Here is a 17,480-nt window from a genome sequence, read left to right as displayed (position 1 = left end):
AAATGCCGTTACATCCCTCGCGATATCCAAAATCCGAGGGAGTGATGCATGCGCAGCGACGATGAAAGCGGCTTCCTTGCCAGAACGATCGCGGCCGGGGACGGGTTGAAGCTTTATGTGCGGGATTATGCCTGCAGCGAAGCGACGGCGCACAACCGGCCGCCCGTCTTCTGCCTGCCGGGGCTCACACGCAACTCGCGCGATTTTCACCAGTTGGCGCTGCTTCTATCGCAGGATTCCTTGGACCCACACAGGGTGATTACACTCGACGCCCGCGGACGTGGCCTATCCGAACGGGATCCCGATAAGTCCCACTACAATCTCGCCGTCGAAGCGCAGGACGTCCTGACCGTTTGCGCCGCTCTCGATATCTCGCAAGCCATCTTCATAGGCACCTCGCGCGGCGGGCTGGTTTTGCATATGATCGCGGCCAGTCGGCCGGACATCCTGAAAGCGGTCATTCTCAACGATATTGGCCCCCTCCTGGAGCGGAATGGGCTAGCGGATATCCGCGATTATCTAAATCGTGACAAGAAGCCCGCCAACTGGAGCGAGGCGGTCGAGATCCTGCGCGAAAACCATGGGAATGCCTTTGCCGCGCTTGCCGAAGACGATTGGCAGGACATGGCCCGTGCGATCTACGCGGTTGTCGACGAGAAACCTGTCGCTGACTACGATCCCGCCATCGCGCTGCAGATGCAGGCACTCGATCTGGACGCGCCGATTCCCGATTTATGGGCGCAGTTCCAAGGATTTCAGGATATTCCGCTGATGGTGATTCGCGGCGAGAATTCGAAGCTGCTGACGCAATCCACGACAGATGAAATGGCAAGACGCCACCCAGGCATCGTCGTTAAGATCGCCGACGGACAAGGACACGCTCCGATCCTGCATCTCGGCGACATTCCAAAGGCAATCGGCGCTTTCATCTCGGGGCTTTGAGAACGAAGCCTGAAATCGTTCAGTCCTCATGAAACAAGAAGGCCCGGTGGGAAACCGGGCCTTCCCTCTTCCGATCGGAGGTCTGATCGGAAGATCTGTCAAATTCGATTCGGCGACCGAATTAGAAGGTGCGCTGGAAGCGCAGGATACCAGCCCAGGTGTCCTTGTTGACGGCGTCGTAGTTGACGTAGGTCACTTCCGGCTCGATCAGCAGGTCCTTGACGGGGTTCCACTTGACGTTCGTCGTTGCGGCGAAAGTCTTCAGATCGTCATAGGAAAGCTGCAGGTTCCACTTCAGCTTGTCGTTGACCGGAACGCCAACGCCGCCCCATACGGCCCAGTCACCCCAGCCGAGGCCAGCACCGCCAGCACCGGCATACTTGTTGAGCTTGTCGCCATCGGTGTTCCAGCCGCCCATAACGAAAGCGGTGAGAACGCCAAAGTCGGCATCGACGCGAGCCTTGACAGCGCCTTCTTCGACGATCGAGTCGTAGCCGCCGACGACGCGGAACTGCCAGGCGCCGGCCTTGTAGCCAACACCGGCAACGACGTCAGGCAGGTAGTGGTTCGTGCTGTCTTCGCCGTTTGCACCGGTCGCGCCCGTGCCGGAATTGGAATCTTCCAGCGAGATCACAGCGGTGAAGCCGTTGCCGGCGTCGTACTTGTAGGTGATCTGATTCAGTTCGTCGGTGCCGTTGATGCCGTATTCGATCACGTCGTCGTTGATGACGTCGCCGGCGTAGCCGGTGAAGGTCGAGTAGACCGAATCAGCCTTACCGACGAGGAAGCCGCCGAGGCTGATGTTGGCCCAAAGCAGCTTGGTCGTGGTCGCGTTGCCGTCATTCCAGTCCCAACGAACAACGGTATTGGTCTTCAGCGGGCCGTATTCGGTGTCGGTCGCGGTGTCGAGCGAGAGTTCAGCGCGGGTATGCCAATAGGTGCCGCGGCCACCAGCGTCCTGGCCAGCCTTATAGGCGTTGTACCAGCCGCCTTCGGTACGGACGCGGCCGCCGATCTTGAGGCAGGTTTCCGTGCCCGGGATAAAGAAGTAACCGGCACCGTATGCGTCGCAGATGCGGACGTATTCCAGCGGCTCGGGCTCAGCAGCGACGATCGCGTCAGCCGCGTGAGCACCGGATACTGCTGCCAGCGCAGCAGCGGAGCCGAGAAGAAGGCTCTTGATGTTCATAGTAACTCCAGTTTCAATATCAATTAGGTATGAGAAATCACATCGAAAAAATCGACGCGCCCTACCCCACCTAGTTTTAAAAGTTGACCCCTGATCTGGGAGAACCAAGACAGTAAGTCTTGCTTCCGATTGGGAACCTACAGATCGTTTTTTTCAGAGCAATATCAGAGGCAAACTATGAACAATTGTGACGGCGGTTTCAAACGAGTGCGTTGCACAAAAATCACGTCGCAAATCTGTCATACTTCCGAAGCACCCGGAGCAAATTCTACTTAAAATTACATGGAAAAAACTTTCGCGCGTCAGGCAATATCCGCAGAGAAAAATGCGCCATACCAAGATGGTCGCGTCTATCTTCAAGATCAGAAAGAAATGCTGCTTCAGGCAACGCAAAAAGCCCGGCCTTTAGACCGGGCTTTTCCTCACCGGGGTGAGAAATCTCATGTGACCGAAGTCAGATCAGATTAGAACGAGCGCTCGAAGCGGAGGATACCAGCCCACTGGTCCTTGTTGATGGAGTCCCAGTTGGTGTAGGAAACTTCCGGCTCGATGAGCAGGTTCTTGACCGGATTCCACTTGACGTTCGTGGTAGCGGCGAAGACCTTGGAGTCGGTGTAAGCGAGCTGGAGGTTCCACTTCAGCTTTTCGTTGACCGGTACGCCAACGCCGCCCCAGACAGCCCAGTCACCCCAGCCGATGCCTTCACTGCCAGCACCAGCGTACTTGTTGAGCTTGTCGCCGTCGGTGTTCCAGCCGCCCATCAAGAAGGCCGAGAATACGCCAAAGTCAGCGTCTACGCGAGCCTTGATGGCGCCTTCTTCGACGATCGAGTCGTAACCGCCAACGACCTTGAAGGCCCATGCGCCGGCCTTGTAGCCAACACCGGCAACAACGTCAGGCAGGTAGTGGTTGGTGCTGTCTTCGCCGTTTGCACCCGTGGCGCCAGCGCCCGAGTTGCTGTCTTCAACCGAGATCACAGCCGTGAAGCCGTTGCCGGCGTCGTAGTTGTAGGTGATCTGGTTCAGTTCGTACGGGCCGTCATAGACCACGTCGTCGTTGATGACGTCGCCGGCGTAGCCGGTGAAGACGTTGAACTGCGAGTCTTCCTTACCAACGGTGAAGCCACCGAGGCTGATGCTGGCGTGCAGCAGGTTGGTCGACGTCGCATTGCCGTCATTCCAGTCCCAACGCAGCTCGGTGTTGGTCTTCAGCGGGCCGTATTCGGTGTCGGTTGCCGTCTGCAGCTGCAGCTCAGCACGCGTGTGCCAGAGAGTGCCATTGTGGCTGTCTGCGTCGTAAGCATCGTACCACTTGCCTTCGGTACGAACCTTACCGCCGATCTTGAGGCAGGTTTCCGTGCCCGGGATGAAGAAGTAACCAGCACCGTATGCGTCGCAGATGCGAACGTATTCCAGCGGCTCGGGCTCAGCAGCGACGATCGCGTCAGCCGCGTGAGCACCGGATACTGCTGCCAGCGCAGCAGCGGAGCCGAGAAGAAGGCTCTTGATGTTCATATTGACCTCCAGTCAAAGTTTTATCTCAAGAATGAGAACTACCCGAAGGCATTCCCTGTCCCATCCTCGTGTTTCAAGAAGTGGACGATCAATCGCCCTCGCTTCCGAGAGTGAAAATACAAGACGCGGCCTGTCACGCAATCGACATCTTCTCCGAAAAGGGGATTTGCGTAAGCCTTCCGCAATTCCTGTTGCTGAAAGGACACAAGTCGGCGACACGGTGGCCGCATTTATTTAGACTTCGTTAAGAAACGTCTTAATCTACGGGTACTTACGCCAACGGCTAGAATAGCTTCAGTCAGCTGGAAAAAGGCGAGGAAATGGCCATTCCATGGCTAGCCGGCCGATTTTTGCGCGGTCCGGCGAGCTCTTTGCGGCACTGGCCTCGCTTCGTCGCCGGACAAATAGCCACTGGTGACTTCCACCCGCGTCCCAAAACGAAGCAGGGACGCGGATGATTCCAGGATGAGCGATTCGGACAGGCGCGAGCAGCCATTGGAAAAGGAAGGGCCGCTGAGTACCAAACGCCGCTCCGAACCATCATTTCCTTCGATAGAGGATCATCCCGGCGTGATGGAGCACGCCATCGATAAAGTCACCATCGGCGGTGAAACCGGTGTCGTCCCAGTAGTCGATATGATCCCCAGTCAACACGTAGCGCCCCTGATAGGCACGCTCACGACTGCCCCGCGCCTCGATATAGCGGCCGTTCGGCAGGAGCTCATGGCGGATATGACCGTCTGCGGTCACCCACATGCCGGCGTAAGCGTGAGTCGGTTTCTTCATTTGGATTCGATCCTCGGAAAGTGCCGGCGAAGCGAACAGGATGCCTGCCAGGATGAGAGCAAGGGAGCGGATCAATGCGCCGCCCGCGTCGGGCGAACGACGATCTCATTGACATCGACATCATCTGGCTGCTCGACGGCGAAGCGCACCGCCCGACCGATGGCATCGGGAGTCAGCGCAACGGCTCGATAGGATTTCATCGCTTCGGCCGCCACCGGATCGGTGATCGTATCGGCGAGCTCACTCTCGACGACGCCCGGATGGATGCAGGTGATCCGGATGTCGCGGCATTCCTGCCGCAGCCCATCGGAGATCGCCCGAACGGCATACTTGGTCGCGCAATAGACGGCGGCGGTCGGAGAGACGGCCAGCGCCCCGATCGAGGCGATATTGATGATGTGGCCGGAACCATGCGCCGTCATTTCCGGCAGGACCGCCGCAATGCCATGAAGCACGCCCTTGATGTTAACGTCGACCATTCTGTCCCATTCCTCGACCTTCATCGAGGCCATCGGGGAAAGCGGCATGATGCCGGCATTATTGACGATCACATCGACACCTCCCCAGGCCAGGCGTGCCGCCTCTGCAAAGGCAGCTACGTCAGCCCTGTCGGTGACATCGAGCCGGCGGGTCATGACCGTGCCGCCCTTTTCTCGTATCTCGGCCGCCAATGCTTCCAATCTGTCGATGCGCCTGGCACCCAGCATGACCCTTGCGCCGGCAGACGCGAGTTCGCGGGCGATGCCCGCACCGATGCCACTGGAGGCGCCGGTGATGAGAATGACTTTATCGATAGGCATGCGATCACTCCTTCTTGTGTGAGCGGCTCTTTCCCGGAACCGAACATGAGGAGGATACAGAGCTTCATTGTCGTGATAAGACATCCATTTAGTGACAGCTTGGAAAGCAATAATTACCAATGTGGCCCGATCTCAATGCTCTCTCCGTCTTCATCCTGGTCGCTCAGGAGCGCAATTTTCGCGCCGCTGCCGATAGGCTCGGCGTTACCCGCTCGGCAGTCAGCCAGACGATCCGGCGATTGGAGGAGAGCATGGGCATTGCGTTGCTGCAGCGCACAACCCGCAGCGTCAGCCTGACCGAGGCTGGCGAACGGCTTTATGCGGACGTAGAGCCGGCAGTCTCGGACATACGCACAGCTATGGAAAAGACGGAAACTTTGCGCACCCGACCTCGCGGTCAATTACGGCTCGCCGTCTCGTCGATCGCGGAGCGTTTTCTCGCCGGCGACTTTCTCGCAGGCTTTGCGGACGCCAATCCCGAGATTCAGCTCGACATCACCGTCACGGACGAGGAATTCGACATCGTATCGGAAGGCTATGACGCGGGCGTCCGGCTTGGCGAAGTCATCGAACAGGACATGATTGCCGTACCCGTCGCCGGCAACGAGCGGCAATTGGCCGTCTGTTCCCCGGCCTATCGCGACCGATTCGGCATCCCCCCGCATCCGAAAGAACTCTCGATGCATCGATGCATAGGCTGGCGATCCTCACCGAAGGCTGTCCCCTACCGTTGGGAATTTGCCGAGGAAGGCAAGGAATTCCGGGTGGAGGTCGCGCCGGAGGTGACGACGAATGACATGGGCGTGATGATCAAGCTGGCTGTCGCCGGAGCGGGGATCACATTCGGGATGGAAGAAAGCTTCCGCAACTTCATCGGCAGAAACGAGCTGGTGCCGATCCTTGAGGAATATTGCCCTTATTTTCCGGGCTTCTACCTCTACTATCCCAATCGACGGAACATGGCTCCCAAGTTGCGCGCGCTCGTAGCATATCTGAAGCGCTCCGAAGGCTTTGCAGGCCGAAATTCTCTATAATAACTGACCTTGATCGGCTTGGCGCAGCGCCAAGATCGCGGGCCGTCGCCTGCAGGGTAGGACAATCAGGAAAATGGCGGAGAAGATGGGATTCGAACCCACGATACCATTTCTGGTATACTCCCTTAGCAGGGGAGCGCCTTCGACCACTCGGCCACCTCTCCGGTGCGGCCCTGATAGGGCCATTCATTTATCGACGCAAGCGCTTTTTCGCGCTTGTGTACGTTCTTTCCATGATTCAGCAACAGGCGATTGTCGACCGAACTATGCTCCGGCCGGCTCGAAAATTCACATCAAGCCAGTAGCTGCTTCAAATCCGCGGCCGGGTCGGCAAGGATCTCCCTGGATGGATTGGCGCCGGTTTCCAGCAGCTTCTTACCGGTCACATAGGCCTTTGCGTCGTTTATCGCGTCGACGGCGATGAAACGGCCCTGCTTGAAATACCAGACGGAAGCTGCGCCCTCGCGGAGGCCCGGACGCAGCAGCGTCTCGTCGTAACCCAGGTTGAAGCCGGCAATCTGCAGCTTGACGTCATATTGATCCGACCAGAACCACGGCTTCGGATCATAGGCTTTTTCGCCGCCGGCTATGATTCCCGCCGCGGCCTCAGCCTGATCGACGGCGTTCTGCACCGATTCGAGCCGGATGCGCCCGCCCTCCCAGGGCAATTCCACGCAATCACCCATGGCGAAGATGGTGGGATCGGAGGTGCGGGCAAACGAATCGACGACGATACCGTTGCCGACCTCGAGGCCGGCCTCCTTGGCGAGCCTGTCATTGGGGGCGACGCCGATGCCGACAACGACGAAATCGACGTCGATGGTAGACCCGTCGGACAATTCGGCGGCGGTGACATGATCGTTGCGCCCGATGAGCTGCTTCAGGCCGGTCTTCTCGCGAATGACCACATCGTGCTTTTGATGGATGGCCCTAAAAATATCGGCGGTTTCCTTGGCCGCCACGCGCTGCAATATCCGGTCGCCCATCTCGATGAGCGTGACCTCCAGGCCGCGATGGCGCGCAACAGCAGCGGCCTCAAGCCCGATATAGCCGCCGCCGATGATGAGCACCCGGCGTCCGGGGCGCATTTCGCCGGCAAGAAGATCGGCGTCTCGCTTGTCACGGGCGAGATAGACACCTTCGAGCGCGCCGCCGACGGAGGGCGGCAGGCGGCGCGGCGTCGAGCCCGTCGCAAGCGCCAGCGTCTCGTAATCCAGCCTGGAGCCGTCCTGCATGACGATCTGCTTTGCGGCGCGATCGATCTGCTCGACCCAGGTGGACACGCGAATCTCGACATTGTTGTCCGAGTACCAATGTTCAGGCCGGAAGAGCAGGCGATCGAAAGCCATCTCGCCGAGCAGGTACTTCTTGGTCAAAGGTGGGCGCTGGTAGGGAAGGTTTTCCTCGGCACCGACGATGGTGATCGGCCTGGAATCACCCAGCCCGCGCAATTTGGCTGCGAGCGCGAAACCCGCCTGCCCGGCCCCGACAATGACCAATCTGCCCGTCACGATCCGTACTCCATGTTATTATGGCGCTCCTTCCGCGTTGCACGGAAGGCTGCCTAGGACTTCAGGGGTAACGCCTGCATCCGCAAGCGTCAATCACGGCTGACCCTGCGCCCCGGATCGGGAGAAAATTAGGCCAAACGCTCAGCTTGATATTTCGACCCAGCGGCGTTCGTGGAAGGATTGGGCCATGGCGTGTACCGATTTTTCGATGCGCAGGCCGTCTTTGAAAGCCACGACTGACGCAGCCTCGCCTGATATGGCGCGGATCAGCTCCCGGCACTCGATGATCTTCAGATCGTTGAAGCCGAGACCATGACCGGGCGCCGGGATGAAACGGTCATAGGGCTTGTGCGCGGGTGCGGCCAGCACCTTGCGGAAGCCCTGCTCGCTGTCCCTGCCCTCGGCCTGATAGAGCTCGAATTCGTTCATGCGCTCCTGGTCGTAGGAGATCGAGCCCTTGGAGCCGAAGATCTGCAGGGCGATCCGGCCCTTGCGGCCCCAGGCAGAACGGTTGGCCATCAGCGCGGCGGAAATGCCGCCGCCAAGCCGCATCAGCACATTGGCGAGATCGTGGTTTTCGACGGCGCGGGTGCCGCCGTCCTTTAGGGGACGTTCGGCATAGGGCTTCACCATATCGGTGATGACAGCCTCAACATGGCCGAACAAGAACCAGAGAAGCGAAAGCGGATGCACGGCGAAATCATCCAAAGCGCCGTAACCGGAAGCAAGTTCGCTCTTCCAATAGAAGAGACCGTTCGGATCGGCCATGAAATCCTCATCCATCTCGACACGGACGTGATTGACCGCGCCGATCGCCCCTTCTGCGATCAGCGCCTTGATGTGACGCATCACCGGGTTCTGGATATAATTGTAACCGAGGATGGCGACCTTGCCGGAGGCCTTGGCTGCGGCGAGCATGCGCTCGGCATCGCCATAGGACGGCGCCATCGGCTTTTCGCACCAGACGTGCTTGCCAGCTTCAAGGGCTGCGATCGCCATTTCCGGGTGGAACTGATTGGGGGTCGTGACCGAGACGACGTCGACATCGGGATCTGCTATGAGCTCGCGCCAGTCGGCCGTTGCCTTTTCGAAGCCGAATTCGTCACCACGCGCCTTTGCCAGATCGGCATTGGCTTCGGCGAGATGCACCAGGCGCGGCCGCGCGACATCACCGAATACTGTTTTGACCGCATTCCAGGCTAGCGCATGGCATTTGCCCATATAACCGGTGCCGATCAATCCAACGCCCAATGGCTTCATTTGCCTTTCCTCCTCACATCTTCTCCCGAAGTGGACGATTTTTGGAATATTTAGACCGTTTTGACAAGCGCACTCATGGTATCGACCTCAATCCGAAATGATGAAAACCCGTATTTATATGTGTAAATTCATTATGTTAAAATTATTCGTGCCGAACGATTCAAAATCCGGTATCGTTGCCAAATATGGAATATCTGTTTCATTGCGGGCATGTGGGGAGCTGAAGGACGGCGCATGGACAACAATGTCGAGACGCAAACCAGGGTGCCGCGCGACTTCGAAAGCCTTCGAAGCATCATCATCGAGCGCAAGAGCGCCATGCCAAAGCGCCTCGCGCAGGTTGCCGCCTTCGCGCTCGGCAATCCCGATGAGATCGCCTTCGGCACGACGGCCAGCATCGCCACTGCCGCCGAAGTTCAACCCTCCACGCTGGTGCGCCTTGCCCATCACCTCGGCTATGAGGGCTTTTCCGATCTTCAGAGCATCTTTCGCGAACGGCTGCGCGACCGGACGCTCAGTTATGAGGAGCGGCTGGTGACGCTCGAACGCTCCGGCGTAGAGAACGAAGAGGCCAGTATTCTCTCGGGCTTCCTCTCTGCGGCGAGCCAATCCGTCAACAAGCTCGCCGCAACCATCGAGACCGACACCTTCGCCAAAGCCATCGACGTGCTTGCAGCGGCCGAGACGATCTATCTGATCGCCAAGCGCCGCTCCTATCCGCTGACGGCACATATGACCTATGCCTTTTCCAAGCTCAACATACGTCATCAGATCGTCGCCTCGCCCAATGGTATAGACGGCGAGATCACCCGCTTCGCCACGGAGAAGGACGCTGCGATCGCCGCGAGCTTTTCGCCCTATGCAGCCGATAGCCTAGCGCAGGCACAGGATCTTGCTGCGCGCAACGTGCCGGTCATCGCCATTACCGATTCGGCCTTCTCGCCGCTTACCGCCTGCGCGGATTATTGGTTTGAAGTGGCGGAAGCCGATTTTGCCGGTTTCCGCTCGCTGTCGGCGTCGATGGCGCTGATCATGGCCTTTCCGGTTGCCATTGCCGAGCGTCGGCGAAAAGCTGCGACAAAAGCCGATAAAACGAAAATGGAATAAATATTCCGAATTGACAAAATCTCGGAACCAATGTTTCACTACAACCAAGATCACGGCCGCGGGAGATGGTCGCCAGATCCATAGCAGCCGGGACGAAACGAGCACCGGCACTTTCAATAACGCATGATCTCGGCGCAGGCTGAAAAGCAGAAGAGGTCATGCCCCGACGGGAGGACATCATGGCACACGGCAATCCTGGCGCCGAGCCGGAAGCAAAACTCGATGTGATCACTATCGGCCGCTCCTCCGTCGACCTTTATGGTCAGCAGATCGGTTCGCGCCTGGAAGACATAGCCTCTTTTGCCAAGTCGGTTGGCGGCTGCCCGGCCAATATCGCCATCGGCACCGCGCGGCTCGGCCTGAAATCCGGCCTCATCACCCGTGTCGGCGACGAGCAGATGGGCCGCTTCATCCGCGAACAGGCGGCGCGCGAGGGTGTGGCGGTCGATGGGATCGCGACAGACGAGGAGCGGCTGACAGCGCTGGTGCTGTTGGCGGTCGAGGCCGAAGGCGTCTCGCCGATGATCTTCTATCGCTCAGACTGCGCCGACATGGCGCTGAACGAAGACGATATCGACGAAGGCTTCATCAAGTCTTCGGGCGCCGTTCTGGTCTCCGGCACGCATTTCTCCAAGCCGAACACCGAAGCAGCACAGCGCAAGGCGATCCGCATCGCCAAGGCGAACGGCCGTAAGGTGATCTTCGACATCGACTACCGGCCGAACCTCTGGGGTCTTGCCGGCCATGCCGAGGGCTTCGAGCGCTATGTGAAATCGGATCGCGTTTCCTCGAAGATGAGGGAAACGCTGCCGGATTGCGACCTGATCGTCGGCACGGAAGAAGAGATCATGATCGGCTCGGGCGTCGACAACGTGCTCGGCGCGCTCAAGGAAATCCGTCGCCTCTCTCCAGCGACCATCGTGCTCAAGCGCGGCGCCATGGGCTGCATCGTCTATGACGGCCCGATCTCCGACGATCTCGAAGCCGGCATCGTTGGCCAGGGTTTCCCGATCGAGGTCTTCAATGTTCTCGGCGCGGGCGATGCCTTCATGTCCGGATTTCTGCGCGGCTATCTGCGCGGCGAGCCGCTGAAGACCTGCGCCACTTGGGCGAATGCCTGCGGCGCCTTCGCCGTTTCCCGCCTGCTCTGCTCACCGGAATATCCCACCTGGACGGAGCTCGATTTCTTCCTGAAGACGGGCAGCAAACACAGGGCGCTGCGCAAGGACGAGGCGATCAATCACATTCATTGGGCGACGACCCGTCGCGGCGACGAAATCCCGCTGCTGATGGCGCTTGCGATCGACCATCGTTCGCAGCTCGTCAGCGTCTGCGATGAGCTAAGCGTCGGTTACGACAGGATCGTCGCCTTCAAGCGGCTCGCGGTCGAGGCTGCGGCGCGTGTGGCCGACGGCCGCCAGGGCTATGGCATGCTGATCGATGAACGCTTCGGGCGCGACGCCTTCTTCGATGCGGCAACCAAGAATTTCTCCTGGATCGGCCGCCCCGTCGAGCTGCCGGGATCGAAGCCGCTGAAATTCGAGTTCAGCCAGGATATCGGCTCGCAGCTCGTCGAATGGCCGCTCAACCATTGCATCAAATGCCTTTGCTTCTACCATCCAGACGATCCGAAGGAGCTGAAGGCGGAGCAGCAGGAGAAGCTGCGGACACTGTTCGAGGCCGCGCGCAAGGTTGGCCGCGAGCTTCTGGTCGAAATCATCGCCAGCAAGAACGGTCCCCTGAGCGACGACACGATCCCGACGGCCATGGAAGAACTCTATGCGCTCGGCATCAAGCCGGACTGGTGGAAGCTGGAGCCGCAGGAATCGACGGCTGCCTGGAAAAAAATCGATGCCGTGATCGCCAAAAATGATCCATTGTGCCGCGGTATCGTGCTGCTCGGCCTTGAGGCACCGGCAGAGGAACTGATCCGCAGTTTCGAGGCGACGCTGGCGGCCCCTTCGGTCAAGGGTTTCGCCGTGGGGCGGACCATCTTCTCCGATGCGGCCCGCGCATGGCTCTCGGGCGGCATGAACGACGAGGAAGCGATTGCCGACATGGCCGGCCGTTTCCAGCAATTGACGGATGCGTGGCTTAAGACCCGCGATCTGTAAAATTAGAGCATTTGGGAGGCGCCCGATGGGCAAGACGATCCGATTGACGATGGCACAGGCCGTCGCGCATTTCCTCAAGAAGCAGATGACCATCATCGACGGGCAGAAGCAGCCGATTTTCGGCGGCGTCTGGGCGATCTTCGGTCACGGCAACGTCGCCGGCATCGGCGAGGCGCTCTATCAGGTGCGCGAGGAATTGCCGACCTTCCGCGCCCATAACGAGCAGGGCATGGCCCATGCCGCCATTGCCTATGCCAAGGCGAGCTTCCGCCAGCGCTTCATGGCCTGCACGACCTCCATCGGCCCCGGCGCACTGAATATGGTGACGGCCGCTGGCGTTGCACACGTCAACCGCATCCCCGTTCTCTTCCTTCCCGGCGACGTCTTTGCCAACCGCGCGCCCGATCCGGTGCTGCAGCAGATCGAGGATTTCGGCGACGGCACCGTGTCGGCCAATGACGCCTTCCGCCCGGTGTCCCGCTATTTCGACCGCATCACCCGCCCCGAGCAGATCATCTCCGCGCTGAAACGCGCCATGCAGGTGCTGACCGATCCCCTCGATTGCGGTCCTGTGACGCTGTCGCTGTGTCAGGACGTGCAGGCCGAAGCCTTCGATTATCCGGAAAGCTTCTTCGAGGAGCATGTCTGGGTGCCGCGCCGTCCGCAGCCGGATGCAGACGAACTTGCCAATGCCATTGCATTGATCCGCCGCTCCGAAAAGCCGGTCATTCTTGCCGGCGGCGGCGTGCTCTATTCGCAGGCGACGAAGGAACTGGCCGCTTTTGCCGAAGCTCATGGTATTCCCGTTGTCGTCACACAGGCCGGTAAATCGGCCATCGACGAGACGCATCCCCTGGCGCTCGGCTCCGTCGGCGTGACGGGCACATCGGCTGCCAATGCCATTGCCGAAGACACCGATCTGGTGATCGCTGTGGGAACCCGCTGCCAGGATTTCACCACCGGCTCCTGGGCTCTATTCAAGAATGAAAAGCTGGCCATGATCGGCCTCAATATCGCGGCCTACGACGCTCTCAAGCACAACAGTTACCCCCTAGTGACGGATGCGCGCGAAGGGCTGAAGGCGCTTTCCGCCGGCCTCACGGGCTGGCGCGCCCCGGCATCGCTGGCCGAAAAAGCGACGCAGGAAAAGAAGATCTGGATGGAGGCCGCCGCAAAGGCGATGGCGACCACGAACGCCGCCCTGCCCTCGGACGCCCAGGTCATCGGCGCTGTTACGCGTACGCTCGGCGGCAAGGACAGCATTCTGGTGTGCGCAGCGGGCGGCCTGCCCGGCGAACTGCACAAGCTCTGGCCGGCAACCGCGCCCGGCAGCTACCACATGGAATACGGCTTCTCCTGCATGGGCTACGAGATCGCCGGCGGGCTCGGCGCGAAGATGGCCCGTCCGGAAAAGGAAGTCGTCGTCATGGTCGGCGACGGCTCCTACATGATGATGAATTCGGAACTGGCGACCTCCGTCATGCTCGGCCTGAAGATCACCGTCGTGCTGCTCGACAACCGCGGCTATGGCTGCATCAACCGCCTGCAGATGGCGACCGGTGGTGCGAACTTCAACAACCTCTTGAAGGACTCGCGGTTCGAAGTGATGCCGGAGATCGACTTCCGAGCGCATGCCGCCAGCATGGGTGCGGTTGCCGTGAAGGTCGCTTCCATCGCCGAGCTGGAACAGGCGATCGAAGTCTCGAAGAAGAACGACCGCAGCTCCGTCATCGTCATCGATACCGATCCGCTGATCACGACGGACGAAGGCGGCCATTGGTGGGACGTCGCCGTTCCCGAAGTCAGCCCGCGTGCCGAGGTCAACAAGGCCCGCGCCGCCTACGAACAAGCCCGTGCCGCCCAGCGCATCGGCTGATCGATTTCTTTTATTTTTCCGGAGGAGCTGAGACGCTCCTCCAACGCTATTTTCAAGGAGACCATTGATGAAGGCCAAACTCGGCATGTCGCCCATCGCCTGGTGGAACGACGATCTTCCGGAGCTCAGCGACGACGTATCTCTGGAAGAATGCCTACGCCAGTCGCGCGGCGCGGGCTTCACCGGTATGGAACAGGGCCGGCGCTTCCCGAGCAATCCCGATGAGATGCTGCCGATCCTGCGCGCCGCCGACGTGACGCTTTGTGGCGGCTGGTTCTCGGGTACGCTCGTCAACGAGGAGCTTGCCGCCAACAAGGACCGCATCGCGCCGATGATCGAGCTATTCAAGGCCGTCAGCGCGCCTTGCATCGTCTATGGCGAAGTCGGCCGCTCGATCCAGGGGGACCGCTCCAAGCCGCTTGCCACCAAGCCGCGCCTTTCGGATGACGAGATGAAGGCCTATGCCCGCCGCGTCACCGAGTTCGGCGAATGGTGTGCCGACCAGGGCATGCCGCTTTCCTACCATCATCACATGGCAGCGGTCGTCGAAACCGAGCCGGAACTCGACGCCTTCATGCGCAATTCCGGCGAAGGCATTCCGCTGCTGCTCGATGCCGGTCATCTCGCCTTTGCCGGCGGCGACGTGCTGCGCGCCATCGACAACCACCACGCCCGCATCAACCACGTTCACGTCAAGGATATCCGCAAGTCCGTCGTCGATGGGCTGGATCGTAGCCGGCAGTCTTTCCTCGACGCCGTCGCGCTCGGCGCATTCACGGTGCCGGGCGATGGATCGCTCGATTTCGGCGCTATCGTCAAGCGCTTCGCCGATTACGGTTATGAAGGCTGGTTCGTCGTCGAAGCCGAGCAGGATCCGCGCAAGGCGCCGCCGCAAAAGATGGCCGAGATCGGCCATGCCGAGCTGATGCGCGTGATGACGGCCGCGGGCTACACAGTGGAAACCGAAGGCTTTCCCAAGGGATAACGGAAGACGAGAACCCCTCTCCTCCGTCACAGGTTGGAGAGGGGCACTCTCCAAGCAATGGAGCAAGACCATGCCCAATCTGAAGGTCAAACCTAGCGGCTCGCATGGCCGCGTCACCCATGTCACGCCCGAAAGCGCCGGCTGGACCTATGTCGGCTTCGACCTGCATCGCTTGAAGCCGGGCGAAACCGCTTCGGCCGAGACCGGCGATCGCGAGGTCTGCCTCGTATGGGTTAGCGGCAAGGGAAGCGCCAAGGCGGGTACAAAGGATTTCGGCTCGCTCGGCGGCCGCATGAGCCCCTTCGAGGGAGCGCCCCACGCGCTCTATATTCCAGCAGGCTCGAGCTGGTCGGTGACCGCCGAGACCGATCTGGAACTGGCCGTCTGCTCGGCACCAGGCGGCGGCTCCTATGAAGCCCGCGCCATTCCGCCGGGCACGCATCCGGCGCTAACGCGCGGCAAGGGCACCAATGTCCGCCACGTCAACAACATCATGCCGGAAGACGATGGCGCGGCGCATTCGCTGCTGGTCGTGGAAGTGATCACGCCGGGCGGACACACCTCGTCCTACCCTCCGCACAAACACGATCAGGACAATCTCCCGAACGAAAGCTTCCTGGAGGAGACCTATTACCATCGCCTAAACCCGCCGCAGGGCTTCGGCTTCCAGCGTGTCTATACCGACGACCGGTCGCTGGACGAAGTCATGGTGCTGGAGGATGGCGACGTGACGCTGGTGCCTAGGGGATATCACCCCTGCGCCGCCTGCCACGGCTACGACCTCTATTACCTCAACGTCATGGCCGGCCCGAAGCGGATCTGGAAATTCCACAATGCCGTCGAGCATGAATGGCTGCTCAAGTCCTGAATAACGCCTGACATCGATTCATAGTTGAAAAGGCCGTGCTCGAAAGCGCGGCCTTTTCCATTCTTACGCCGGCAACAAGCCGTAGCGCCATTTGCTATCCCTGGCATTGCGCGACAATACCAGCCAGGTGAGCAGGATCATGCCCATCTCAGCGAAGATCGGCGTCATCCAGATCCCGCGTTCGCCGAAGACGAGCGGCAGGAGGAATGTCAGCGGCAAGGTGAACAGATAGGACCGCGACAGACCGAAAATCGCACCACGCTTCGCATCGCCGATCGACTGGAAATAGGACGACAGGATGATCGCCTGGCCGAAGAGGAAGTAGGCCCCGATTGTCCAGGGCAGGATGCGGCCGACTTCCGTGACGATCACCGGATCGCCTACGAAAATCGAACCCATATGCCCCGCCAGCAGCTCGACGATGAGTTCGACGGCGCCGCAATAGACCAAAGCCGAAATCAGGGCGATCAGGACGCTATGACCCACGCGGGCTGGAAGGGCGGCGCCATGATTATGGCCTGATATGGTCTGCAGCGCGATGCTCAAGCCCAGCAGCGGCAGATAGGCGAAGGTCATGACTCTTGTGACGATTCCGTAGGCGCCGACGGTCGCGACATAATCCCCCTCATGCCAGATCGACACGTTGAAGAGGATCGCCGCCGAGCTTAGCGAAATGCCGATGAAACCGAGGCTCATCGGAGCGCCGAAGGCGACGACGCCGCGCCACTCGCGAACATGCAGCGCCATGTCGACCCGAAGGCCATTCGGCCGACGCAGGCGATAGATGATGACGATCATCAGGCAGATGAATTGCGCCAGGACCGAGCCGCCGGCGGAGCCGACCACGCCCCAGTGCGCAACGGCCATCAGCAACCAGTTTGCCAGGATGTTGAGCAGCGTCGAGGCAAGCGTCACCAGCGTCATGAAGCCGAGCTTTCCTTCGCAGCGCAGCCCGTCCAGATGGATCGAAAGAAAGAAGCTGACCGGCGCGAAGGCGACCATGACGCCCATGAAGGCCTCGGCGCTCCTGGCAACATCGGCATTTCCCGCCGCGGCCACGGCAATGAACTGCCTGCCTGCGAGCCAGTAGACGAGGTTGATCGCCACCACGACGGCAAGCGCCAGCGTATGGGCGCCGGTAAACACGGACTTCGCGGCGTCGCGATTTCCGGCCCCGAGGCGGCGGGCGAGAATGCTCGCCATGCCGTTTGAAACCAGCGTCTGCAGCGCGATAAGCAGCATCAGCGCGGGAAAGATGAGGCTGACGGCGGAGAGCGCCTCGGCGCCGACATAGACGCCGAGGAAATAGGCGTCGACGACGGCAAAGAGGCCGCTGACTGTCGTGATGATGACGATCGGCGCGGCTGTCTTGGCAAAGACGCCAGGCAGCCAGCCGGTGAGAAACATATTGTTTTCGAGGGTGTGCGTCATGGTGTATCCGGACGGAATCGCTCGCGAGCGGCAAAGATAGCGGCGTAACAAGCAGGGATGAAG

At 60.1% G+C, this 17,480-nt stretch carries 14 protein-coding genes and 1 tRNA gene; 7 read left to right on the top strand and 8 right to left on the bottom strand.

Translation table 11 applies throughout. From position 1 onward, the window contains the following. The first annotated feature begins 48 nt into the window (after positions 1-48). Positions 49-942 carry an alpha/beta fold hydrolase gene (locus RTCIAT899_RS05725; RefSeq protein WP_015339288.1) on the top strand — a complete coding sequence of 298 codons (894 nt, stop codon included), beginning with the start codon at positions 49-51 and terminating at the stop codon, positions 940-942. A 121-nt stretch (positions 943-1,063) separates the two neighbouring features. On the opposite strand, the gene RTCIAT899_RS05720 is transcribed toward RTCIAT899_RS05725, so the two are convergent. The 4 genes from RTCIAT899_RS05720 to RTCIAT899_RS05705 form a co-directional block, all read right to left on the bottom strand. Beyond that, complete coding sequence (locus RTCIAT899_RS05720; RefSeq protein WP_015339287.1) at positions 1,064-2,131, bottom strand: porin; 1,068 nt, start codon at positions 2,129-2,131, stop codon at positions 1,064-1,066. Positions 2,132-2,595: 464 nt separating this feature from the next. Next, positions 2,596-3,645, bottom strand: coding sequence for a porin (locus tag RTCIAT899_RS05715; protein WP_015339286.1), 1,050 nt, complete (start codon positions 3,643-3,645; stop codon positions 2,596-2,598). 540 nt (positions 3,646-4,185) lie between these two features. Next, positions 4,186-4,473 (bottom strand): Atu4866 domain-containing protein, encoded by a 288-nt coding sequence (locus RTCIAT899_RS05710; protein WP_376766865.1) that lies wholly within the window; start codon positions 4,471-4,473, stop codon positions 4,186-4,188. A gap of 29 nt (positions 4,474-4,502) precedes the next feature. After that, positions 4,503-5,231, bottom strand: coding sequence for an SDR family oxidoreductase (locus RTCIAT899_RS05705; protein ID WP_015339284.1), 729 nt, complete (start codon positions 5,229-5,231; stop codon positions 4,503-4,505). 119 nt (positions 5,232-5,350) lie between these two features. Between RTCIAT899_RS05705 and RTCIAT899_RS05700 the strand changes: the two genes are divergently transcribed. After that, positions 5,351-6,265 (top strand): LysR family transcriptional regulator, encoded by a 915-nt coding sequence (locus RTCIAT899_RS05700; RefSeq protein ID WP_015339283.1) that lies wholly within the window; start codon positions 5,351-5,353, stop codon positions 6,263-6,265. Positions 6,266-6,339: 74 nt separating this feature from the next. Here RTCIAT899_RS05700 and RTCIAT899_RS05695 read toward each other — a convergent pair. From RTCIAT899_RS05695 to RTCIAT899_RS05685, 3 genes are all read right to left on the bottom strand, one after another. Next, positions 6,340-6,429 (bottom strand) — tRNA-Ser (locus RTCIAT899_RS05695). 129 nt (positions 6,430-6,558) lie between these two features. Continuing rightward, complete coding sequence (locus RTCIAT899_RS05690; protein WP_015339282.1) at positions 6,559-7,776, bottom strand: NAD(P)/FAD-dependent oxidoreductase; 1,218 nt, start codon at positions 7,774-7,776, stop codon at positions 6,559-6,561. 141 nt (positions 7,777-7,917) lie between these two features. Further along, positions 7,918-9,036: a Gfo/Idh/MocA family protein gene (locus tag RTCIAT899_RS05685; RefSeq protein WP_015339281.1), complete on the bottom strand. Its 1,119-nt coding sequence runs from the start codon at positions 9,034-9,036 to the stop codon at positions 7,918-7,920. 234 nt (positions 9,037-9,270) lie between these two features. Here RTCIAT899_RS05685 and RTCIAT899_RS05680 point away from each other — a divergent pair, with 234 nt between their 5' ends. The 5 genes from RTCIAT899_RS05680 (at position 9,271) to iolB (ending at position 15,986) form a co-directional block, all read left to right on the top strand. Next, positions 9,271-10,143 carry a MurR/RpiR family transcriptional regulator gene (locus RTCIAT899_RS05680; protein WP_015339280.1) on the top strand — a complete coding sequence of 291 codons (873 nt, stop codon included), beginning with the start codon at positions 9,271-9,273 and terminating at the stop codon, positions 10,141-10,143. 179 nt (positions 10,144-10,322) lie between these two features. Continuing rightward, positions 10,323-12,257, top strand: coding sequence for a bifunctional 5-dehydro-2-deoxygluconokinase/5-dehydro-2-deoxyphosphogluconate aldolase (locus tag RTCIAT899_RS05675; protein ID WP_015339279.1), 1,935 nt, complete (start codon positions 10,323-10,325; stop codon positions 12,255-12,257). 25 nt (positions 12,258-12,282) lie between these two features. After that, a complete protein-coding gene (iolD, locus tag RTCIAT899_RS05670; RefSeq protein ID WP_015339278.1) occupies positions 12,283-14,133 on the top strand; it encodes a 3D-(3,5/4)-trihydroxycyclohexane-1,2-dione acylhydrolase (decyclizing) in 1,851 nt (616 codons plus the stop codon). Between the two features lie 67 nt (positions 14,134-14,200). Beyond that, positions 14,201-15,118, top strand: a complete 918-nt coding sequence (iolE, locus tag RTCIAT899_RS05665) for a myo-inosose-2 dehydratase (protein ID WP_015339277.1) — start codon at positions 14,201-14,203, stop codon at positions 15,116-15,118. A gap of 70 nt (positions 15,119-15,188) precedes the next feature. Further along, positions 15,189-15,986: a 5-deoxy-glucuronate isomerase gene (gene iolB, locus RTCIAT899_RS05660; RefSeq protein ID WP_015339276.1), complete on the top strand. Its 798-nt coding sequence runs from the start codon at positions 15,189-15,191 to the stop codon at positions 15,984-15,986. A 63-nt stretch (positions 15,987-16,049) separates the two neighbouring features. Here the strand turns inward: iolB and RTCIAT899_RS05655 are convergent, their stop codons facing one another. Beyond that, positions 16,050-17,417 (bottom strand): MATE family efflux transporter, encoded by a 1,368-nt coding sequence (locus RTCIAT899_RS05655; RefSeq protein WP_015339275.1) that lies wholly within the window; start codon positions 17,415-17,417, stop codon positions 16,050-16,052. Between the last annotated feature and the right edge of the window lie 63 nt (positions 17,418-17,480).

It is taken from the genome of Rhizobium tropici CIAT 899, assembly GCF_000330885.1.
In the GTDB taxonomy this organism is placed as follows: domain Bacteria; phylum Pseudomonadota; class Alphaproteobacteria; order Rhizobiales; family Rhizobiaceae; genus Rhizobium; species Rhizobium tropici.
Note: the sequence above shows the minus strand (reverse complement) of the source record. Positions and strands in the feature narration are given on the sequence as shown.